Source organism: Pseudomonas sp. SDO5522_S412 (assembly GCF_054071215.1).
Genome location: NZ_JBSVWQ010000218.1, coordinates 1 through 9,481, shown reverse-complemented (window position 1 = coordinate 9,481; position 9,481 = coordinate 1). Strand labels below are relative to the sequence as shown.

Annotated in this window: 6 protein-coding genes; 5 read left to right on the top strand and 1 reads right to left on the bottom strand. The window is 61.5% G+C overall.

What is annotated here, in order from left to right:
• Window positions 1-101: 101 nt before the first annotated feature.
• Window positions 102-2,036: a BCCT family transporter gene (locus ACW9I6_RS27185; protein ID WP_371135988.1), complete on the bottom strand. Its 1,935-nt coding sequence runs from the start codon at window positions 2,034-2,036 to the stop codon at window positions 102-104.
• Window positions 2,037-2,412: 376 nt separating this feature from the next.
• Between ACW9I6_RS27185 and betI the strand changes: the two genes are divergently transcribed.
• From betI to ACW9I6_RS27160, 5 genes are all read left to right on the top strand, one after another.
• Entirely contained in the window at window positions 2,413-3,006 is a 594-nt protein-coding gene (gene betI, locus ACW9I6_RS27180; RefSeq protein WP_003216902.1) for a transcriptional regulator BetI, read from the top strand.
• 61 nt (window positions 3,007-3,067) lie between these two features.
• A complete protein-coding gene (betB, locus tag ACW9I6_RS27175) occupies window positions 3,068-4,540 on the top strand; it encodes a betaine-aldehyde dehydrogenase (RefSeq protein WP_003216900.1) in 1,473 nt (490 codons plus the stop codon).
• A 196-nt stretch (window positions 4,541-4,736) separates the two neighbouring features.
• On the top strand, window positions 4,737-6,440 hold the full coding sequence (gene betA / locus ACW9I6_RS27170) for a choline dehydrogenase (protein ID WP_003216899.1): 1,704 nt from the start codon (window positions 4,737-4,739) through the stop codon (window positions 6,438-6,440).
• 211 nt (window positions 6,441-6,651) lie between these two features.
• Window positions 6,652-8,094, top strand: a complete 1,443-nt coding sequence (locus tag ACW9I6_RS27165) for a TldD/PmbA family protein (protein WP_457340041.1) — start codon at window positions 6,652-6,654, stop codon at window positions 8,092-8,094.
• Window positions 8,094-9,410, top strand: a complete 1,317-nt coding sequence (locus ACW9I6_RS27160) for a TldD/PmbA family protein (protein ID WP_177020219.1) — start codon at window positions 8,094-8,096, stop codon at window positions 9,408-9,410. The genes ACW9I6_RS27165 and ACW9I6_RS27160 overlap by 1 nt, the downstream gene beginning before the upstream one ends.
• Window positions 9,411-9,481 lie beyond the last annotated feature (71 nt).

The following is a 9,481-nucleotide window of genomic DNA, read 5'->3' as shown; positions in this document are numbered from 1 at the left end:
AGTGTCAGATGTACTGACTGACACTGCGCATTCGCGAGCAAGCCCGCTCCCACATTTTGCTCAGGTGGTGTCAGTAACGACACCACCTGTCCTTTCAACACTCAGCTATAGACACGGCCAAGGAGCTGCCGATGGCTTTCAAACTGATCGAGCACGTCCCGGGTGATCTGCTCCTGGGTGAAGCCCATCAGGTCGTATTCCTGAGGCCCGTTGTGCAGGTAAACCTCGGCGCGGTAGTAGCGCGTGCGTTCTTCCTCGGGCAAGTCGTTCGGTGCCGACGAATAAGCATCCAGGCTGACCTCGTAGACAAACGGATTGCCCTCTTGCATCTCGATGCGCACACCAATGCAGCGCTTGGATTTGCCCAGCAGGGTCTGCACTTCCAGCCCCTGGTCACGCAACGCAGTCGCCGCTTCTTCCAGCGCCGGCGTGACGTGCTTGTCCATAAAGCGTTGCACGGTACCCTGGCTAGGTTGCAGGTCCAGGGCAGTCAAACGCTCGCTGAAACCACGCCGACCACGCTCGGCCAACTGCGCCTGCTCCAACTCGATCGCCACGTCCTGGCGCATCGCCTTGTGCAGGCCGAACATGAAGAACACCAGCACCACCGAGAACGGCAAGCCCGCCAGCACCACCATGGTTTGCATGGCTTCGAAGTTACCGGCGAACAGCAGGCCGATGGTCACCAGGGTGATCACCGCCGACCAGAAAATCCGCAGCCAGTGCGGCGCATCTTCGTCAACGTTGCCGCCCTTGCAGGACAGGTTCGCCATCATCACCGCGCCGGAATCCGCCGGGGTCAGGAACAGTACGAAGCCCACAAAGATCGACACACCGATGACGATTTTCGACGCCGGGTAATGCTCAAGCAGTTGGTAGATCGCCATGGACGGCTGTTCCAGCGCCGTCTTGCCCAACTCCACCGCGCCATGGTTCACCACCAGGTCCAGGGCCGAGTTGCCGAAGATCGACAGCCACGCCAGGGTGAAGCCCAGCGGGATCAGCAGCACGCCGGCCACCAGTTCACGCACCGTGCGACCACGGGAAATACGCGCGATGAACATGCCCACGAATGGCGCCCAGGAAATCCACCAGGCCCAGTAGAACAGGGTCCACAGGCCCATCCAGCGTTCGGTCTTGTCGGCGTCGCCTTCGTACACGTACAGGTCGAAGGTCTTCAGCACGATGCCGTTCATGTAGTCACCGATGTTCTGCACGAAGCCGTTGAGCAGGTGCAGGGTCGGGCCGAACAGCAGCACGAAAATCAGCAGGCCGCTGAACAGCACGATGTTCAGGTTGGACAGGCGGCGAATGCCGTTCTCCACACCCGACACCGCAGCAATAGTCGCCACGGTGCTCATCACGATGATCACGATCAGCAGGTTGGTGTTGCTGTGTTCCATGCCGAACAGGTTTTCCAACCCGGAGGACACTTGCATCGAACCAATCCCCAGGTTCGTCACCAGGCCCAGCAGCGTTACGAACATGCCGAAGCCGTCTACCGCGTGACCGGCCGCACCTTTGACCCAACGCTCGCCCACCAGCGGGTACAGCGCCGAACGCAAGGCCAGCGGCTGGTTATGACGGTAGGCAAAGTACGCCACGGCCAAGCCGACCAGTGCGTAGATCGCCCAGCCGTGCAGGCCCCAGTGCAGGAACGTCAACTGCAACGCCTGGCGTGCAGCTTCGCCGGTGGCCGATGCGCCTTCAGGCGGGTTGAAGTAGTGGTCCAGCGGCTCGGAGGCGCCGAAGTACAGCAGCGAGATGCCGATGCCCGACGAGAAGAGCATGCCGGCCCAGGCGCCGTAGCTGAAGTCCGGGGTGTCGTCCTTGCTGCCCAGTTTCAATTTGCCATAGGACGAAAACGCCAGGCCCACCACAAACACCAGGTAGGCGGCGATCACGACCATGTAGTACCAGCCAAAGCTTTTCGACAACCAGGCTTGGGCCACACCGAGCATCCTGCCGGCTTCCTGCGGGGCGATGATCAGAATCGCGGTCAACAACAGAATCAGCGCGGTGGAGGTGTAGAACACCCAACCGTTGACCCGCACCTTTTCTGGCGGGGTCTTTATAAGAGAGGCAGAACTCATGGCACAGATGCTCCGGGCAGTGCAGAGAAACACAAGGCAACGCTTGACCCGAGCCATCGATTTTTCGGCAGTCGACGGACGGGTGTATAAAGACACCCCGAAAAACCATAAACCCCCGGCGAACCGCTGTGCCGGGCTGTTTCATGGGTTTTCCCGATGTCAGGTGGCGCCACATGCACGTAGGAAATACCTGTAGGCAGCGACCATTTGTCGCAGATCTTATTCTTTGTTGATTGAACGTTCAATCAAAACAAAATAGACTGGCCCTCAAGCCGACGGACGTTTATCGCCCGTTGGCAGGCCTAAGGAGAGGTGCACGATGCCCAAGGTCGGTATGCAACCCATACGCCGCCAGCAGTTGATCGAAGCCACATTGACGGCCGTCGATCAGGTCGGAATGGGGGATGCCAGCATTGCGCTGATCGCCCGTCTGGCCGGTGTCTCGAATGGCATCATCAGTCACTATTTTCAGGACAAGAATGGCCTGATCGCCGCCACGATGCGGTACCTGATGAACGTGCTGATCGAGAACGTCACCGAGCGCCGGTTGGCGCTGAAAGATGACAGCCCGCGGGCCCATCTTCAGGTGATCATCGAAGGCAACTTCGACGCCAGCCAAGTCAACGGCCCGGCTATGAAAACCTGGCTGGCCTTCTGGGCCACCAGCATGCACCACCCGTCATTGCACAGGCTGCAGCGGATCAACGATCACCGTCTGTATTCCAACCTGTGTTGCCAGTTCCGCCGAGCGTTGCCGTTGCCCGAGGCACGCAGCGCAGCCCGAGGCCTGGCGGCCCTGATCGACGGTTTGTGGTTGCGCGGCGCCCTGTCGGGAGACGCTTTCGACACGGAGCAGGCGCAACGGATCGCTTACGAATACATGGATTTCCAATTGGCCAAGCAGGTGAGTTAGAGCACACATAAACGCTCAACTCCCGAACCGCGCCAACCACTAATGCACTTGCGAGGACTTTATGGCCCGTTTCGAACTGCAAAAACTCTACATTGACGGCGGCTACTCCGACGCTGGCAGCGATGCCACTTTCGAAGCCATCAACCCGGCTAACGGTGAAGTTCTCGCCAACGTGCAACGCGCCACCAAAGAAGACGTCGAGCGCGCTGTGGTCAGCGCCGAAAAGGGCCAGAAAATCTGGGCCGCCATGACTGCCATGGAGCGTTCGCGCATCCTGCGTCGTGCCGTCGACATCCTGCGTGAGCGCAACGACGAACTGGCCGCCCTGGAAACCCTGGACACCGGCAAGCCGTATTCCGAAACCCAATACGTTGACATCGTCACCGGCGCTGACGTGCTGGAATACTACGCAGGCCTGGTGCCCGCCATCGAAGGCGAGCAGATCCCGCTGCGTGACACCTCGTTCGTCTACACCCGTCGCGAGCCACTGGGCGTCGTGGCCGGTATCGGCGCGTGGAACTACCCGATCCAGATCGCCCTGTGGAAATCCGCACCGGCCCTGGCGGCCGGTAACGCGATGATCTTCAAGCCAAGCGAAGTCACCTCGCTGACCACCCTGAAACTGGCTGAAATCTACACCGCCGCCGGCGTTCCGGATGGCGTGTTCAACGTCCTGACCGGCAGTGGCCGTGAAGTCGGCACCTGGCTGACCGAACACCCGCGCATCGAGAAAGTCTCCTTCACCGGCGGCACCGACACCGGCAAGAAAGTCATGGCCAGCGCTTCGAGCTCTTCGCTCAAGGAAGTCACCATGGAACTGGGCGGCAAATCCCCGCTGATCATTTTCGACGACGCCGACCTCGACCGCGCCGCCGACATCGCGATGATGGCCAACTTCTACAGCTCGGGCCAGGTCTGCACCAACGGCACCCGCGTGTTCGTTCCGACCGCCCTCAAAGGCGCGTTCGAAGCCAAGATCGCCGAGCGCGTTGCCCGCATCCGCATCGGCAACCCGGAAGATGAAAACACCAACTTCGGCCCGCTGGTCAGCTTCGCCCACATGGAAAGCGTGCTCGGCTACATCGCCAAAGGTAAAGAAGAAGGCGCCCGCGTGCTGTGCGGCGGCGACCGTCTGACCGACGGTGAATTCGCCAAGGGTGCCTACGTGGCCCCGACCGTGTTCACTGACTGCACCGACGAAATGACCATCGTGCGTGAAGAAATCTTCGGCCCGGTGATGAGCATCCTCACCTACGACACCGAAGAAGAAGTGATCCGCCGTGCCAACGACACCGACTTCGGCCTGGCCGCTGGCCTGGTGACCAAGGACCTGAACCGCGCCCACCGCGTGATTCATCAGCTGGAAGCCGGTATCTGCTGGATCAACGCCTGGGGCGAGTCCGACGCGAAGATGCCGGTGGGCGGCTACAAGCAGTCGGGCGTGGGCCGTGAAAACGGGATCAGCTCGCTGAACAACTTCACTCGCATCAAATCGGTACAGGTTGAGCTGGGCGACTACGCCTCGGTGTTCTAAAACCTGATTGAGCCTGGCATGGCCCATGTGGCGAGGGAGCTTGCTCCCGTCGGGCTGCGAAGCAGCCCCATGCCAGGTACCGCAGTTCTTTCAGACAGAACTCGAGCGCTGACTTTGCGACTGCTGCGCAGTCGAACGGGAGCAAGCTCCCTCGCCACAAAAGCAGCCTGAACCAACTTTCACGAGGGTGCATTTAATGTCCCAAGAATACGACTACATCATTGTGGGTGCCGGCTCCGCCGGTAACACCCTGGCGACCCGTCTGACCGAAGACGAAGGCGTCACCGTCCTGCTGCTGGAAGCCGGCGGCCCGGACTACCGTTTCGATTTCCGTACCCAGATGCCAGCCGCCCTGGCGTTCCCGCTGCAAGGCCGCCGCTACAACTGGGCCTACGAAACCGATCCAGAACCACACATGGACGGCCGCCGGATGGAATGCGGTCGCGGCAAGGGCCTCGGCGGTTCCTCGTTGATCAACGGCATGTGCTACATCCGCGGCAACGCGATGGACTACGACAACTGGTCGAAACTGCCGGGCCTGGAAGACTGGACCTACCTGGACTGCCTGCCGTATTTCCGTAAAGCCGAAACCCGCGACATCGGCCCGAACGACTACCACGGTGGCGACGGCCCGGTCAGCGTGACCACGCCAAAGGCCGGCAACAACCCGCTGTTCCACGCGATGGTTGAAGCCGGCGTACAGGCCGGTTACCCACGTACCGAAGACTTGAACGGCTACCAGCAGGAAGGCTTCGGCCCGATGGACCGTACCGTGACGCCAAACGGTCGTCGCGCCAGCACCGCTCGCGGTTACCTGGACACGGCCAAGAAGCGCTCGACGCTGACCATCGTCACCCACGCCCTGACCGACAAAGTCCTGTTCGAAGGCAAGCGCGCCGTTGGCGTTCGCTACCTGATCGGTGCTGCCGAAGAACGTGTTGAAGCCCGTGCCCGCAAGGAAGTCCTGGTGTGCAGCGGCGCAATCGCTTCGCCGCAACTGCTGCAACGTTCCGGCGTTGGCCCGGCGAAACTGCTGGAAAGCCTCGACATCCCGGTGGTCCACGACCTGCCAGGCGTCGGCGAAAACCTGCAGGATCACCTTGAGCTGTACCTGCAATACGCCTGCACCCAACCGGTCTCGCTGTACCCGTCGCTGCTCTGGTACAACCAGCCGGCCATTGGTGCCGAGTGGCTGTTCAACGGCACCGGCATCGGCGCCAGCAACCAGTTCGAAGCGGGCGGTTTCATCCGTACCCGTGAAGAATTCGATTGGCCGAACATCCAGTATCACTTCCTGCCGGTAGCGATTAACTACAACGGCAGCAACGGTGTGAAAGAGCACGGTTTCCAGGCGCACATGGGTTCCATGCGTTCGCCGAGCCGTGGCCGCGTGCAGCTGAAGTCGAAGAACCCACGGGAATACCCGAGCATCCTCTTCAACTACATGTCTACCGAACAGGACTGGCAGGAATTCCGTGACGGCATCCGCCTGACCCGTGAAATCATGCAGCAGCCGGCGCTGGATCAATACCGTGGCCGCGAAATCAGCCCGGGCATCGACGTGCAGACCGACGAGCAACTGGACAAGTTTATCCGTGAGCACGCCGAGACCGCGTTCCACCCGTCCTGCTCGTGCAAGATGGGCACCGACGAGATGGCCGTGGTTGACGCCGAAGGCCGTGTGCATGGCATGCAGGGTCTGCGGGTAGTTGACGCGTCGATCATGCCGATCATCACCACCGGCAACCTGAACGCACCGACGATCATGATCGCCGAGAAAATCGCCGACAAGATCCGTGGCCGCAAGCCACTGCCGCGCAGCACTGCGGATTACTACGTGGCAGGCGATGCGCCGGTGCGTGGCAAGCCGATGCGTGAAGTGGGTCCTACTGCGCAGTAACTGATGGACCGAGGTGCTCCCTTCGCGAGCAAGCCCGCTCCCACATTTTTGACCGTGTGAACCCGATCAAATGTGGGAGGGGGCTTGCTCCCGAAGAGGCCCGATCTGACACCGCAAGACCTCCCGCCCGCCTACACTTTCCTTGATCAGCTCCCAGCCCAGGCCTACTCTGTTTGCCTGCCCGCGCCGAGCCGCCCACAAGGAAGGCCCCATGTTCGAACACCACGCCACACTCAAAAAGCAGTTCAGTGCCCTGCGCACTACCGCCGAATTCTTTTCCCTGCGCTACGTCCGCGAGTCCGGCCAGTACCTGTCGGTACGCAAGAACATCGCCGAGCCGCCACACCTCAGCCAGGACGAAGGCGCGATGCTCACCGTGCGCCTCAATGGCGTCGAAGCCTACGCCGCCACCCACGACATTTCCCTGCCCGGCCTGCAAGCCGCCCTTGAGCGCGCCGAACAGCAAGCCCGGCTCATCAAGCCCCACGCCCTGCTCGACCTGCGCGACCAGCCAGTGTCCAGCGACATTGCCGACTACCTGTCGCCGAGCCTCGACCAGCCCTTCCCGTCCCTGAGCGACTGCTACCAACTGCTCGGCGCCGAATCGGCCGCCGTGCCCAAGGACGAGCGCCTGGTGAACTGGGAAGTCAGCCTGGGCACCACCCACGTCGAACAGATCTACCTCAACAGCGCCGGCGCCGAACTGCGCCAGGCCCAGCGGTTTGTGTTCCCGGGTGTCAACGTCACGGCCTACGACGGCAATGACAGCCAGACCCGCACCCTGGGCGGCACCAACTTCGGCCAGCAAGGCGGCTTCGACGTGATCAGCCGCTTCGGCCTGGTGGGCGCCGCGCCGCAGATTGCCGACCAGGCGCTGCAACTGCTGCTGGCCCCGAACACACCCCAGGGCCCGCGCGACCTGCTGCTGATGCCCGACCAGATGATCCTGCAGATCCACGAATCCATCGGCCACCCGCTGGAACTCGACCGCATCCTGGGCGACGAGCGCAATTACGCCGGCACCAGCTTCGTCAAGGCCAGCGATTTCGGCCATTTGCAATATGGCTCCAACCTGTTGAACGTGACCTTTGACCCGGACATTCCCGAGCAGCTTGCCAGCTATGGCCATGACGACGACGGTACCAAAGCCAGCAAGCAATTCCTGATCCGAGAGGGTCTGCTGCTCAAACCGTTGGGCGGGGCGCTGTCTCAATACCGTTCTGGCATGGACGGCGTGGCCAACAGCCGTGCCTGCAGCTGGAATCGCGCGCCGATCGACCGCATGGCCAACCTCAACATCGAGCCCGGCAACAAAAGCATGGCGCAGCTGATTGGCGGTATCGAGAACGGCATCCTGATGTCCACCAACCGTTCGTGGTCGATTGACGATGCACGCAACAAATTCCAGTTTGGCTGCGAGTGGGGCCAGTTGATTGAAAACGGCGAACTCAAAGGCGTGGTAAAGAACCCCAACTACCGGGCGATTTCCGCGCAGTTCTGGCGCAACCTCAGCGCCGTCGGCGACGCCAGCACCTTCAAGGTGCTGGGCACGCCGAACTGCGGCAAGGGCGAACCCAACCAGGTGATCCGCGTCGGCCATGCGTCGCCGGCCTGTGTGTTCAGCAACGTGGACGTGTTCGGGGGAGACGCCTGATGAATAATTTCAAAGCCCTGGTGGATTGGCTCAAGCAGGCCATCACCGACAACGAACAATTCCATCTCGGCTACGCCGACGAGTCCTCCGAGTTTGTGCGTTTCAACCACGGCAAAGTGCGCCAGGCCGGCCAGGTGCAACAGGCCAGCCTGAACCTGAAGCTGATCAACGACGGGCGCCACGCCGACCTCGGTATCACCCTGGCGGGCGAGCCTGAACTGGATCGCCAGCGCCTGGCCGACGGCCTGCAACAACTGCGCGAGACCTTGCCGTTGTTGCCGCAGGATCCGTACCTGCTGCTCAACCACAACGCCTGGCAAAACAAGGACCAGCAGGACCGACCGCTGCCGGACCTGGCCCAGGTGCTGGAAGCAGTCAGCCTGGCCGCTGAAGGTGTGGACATGGTCGGCTTCTACGCCGCCGGCCCTATCAGCCGTGGTTTCGCCAGTTCATCAGGCGCCTTCGGCTGGCACCAGGCCAACAGTTTCAACTTCGACTTCAGCCTGTTCCACGCCAACGGTGAAGCGGTGAAAGCCAGCTACGCCGGCAACGATTGGGACAGCGTGGCCTTCGCCCAGCGTTTCAAGCAGGCCCGTGAGCAACTGGAATACCTTGGTCGCCCGCTGCACCCGCTGGCACCGGGGCAATACCGCGCCTACCTTGCCCCGGCGGCCATGGAAGAAATCATCAGCATGCTCACCTGGGGCGGGTTTTCCGCCCAGGCCATCGCCAGCAAAGGCAGCCCGTTGCAACGGTTGTATGGCGGTGATCAGTCCTTGAGCCCGCTGGTGACCCTGGACGAACAGGTCAGCGGCTCCCTGAGCTCGGCGTTTTCCCGTGACGGCTATCCGCGCAGTGATGTGAAACTGATCAATGCCGGCAAGGCTGAAGGCCAATTGGTGAACTCTCGCAGTGCTGCCGAATACGGCTTGAGCACCAATGGCGCCAGCGGCGATGAATCTCCAAGCGCCCTGCAGATGGCCGCCGGCGACCTGGCCCAGGCCGATATCCTCAAGCAACTGGGTACCGGTTTGTACATCAGCAACCTGTGGTACCTGAACTACTCCGACCAGCCCGCCGCACGCCTGACCGGCATGACCCGCTTCGCCACGTTCTGGGTCGAAGACGGCGAGATCAAGGCGCCGGTCAGCACCATGCGTTTTGATGACAGCGTGTACAGCCTGCTGGGCTCGCAACTGGAAGCGCTGACCGCTGATCGGGAATTGCTGCTGTCGGCGAGTACGTATAGCCAGCGCAATACGTCATCCAATCTGCTGCCGGGGGCGCTGGTAAAACGCCTGACCCTGACCTTATAAGCAACGCAAAAACCTTGTGGGAGCGGGCTTGCTCGCGAATGCGGCGTGTCAGCCACTACATCTGTGACTGA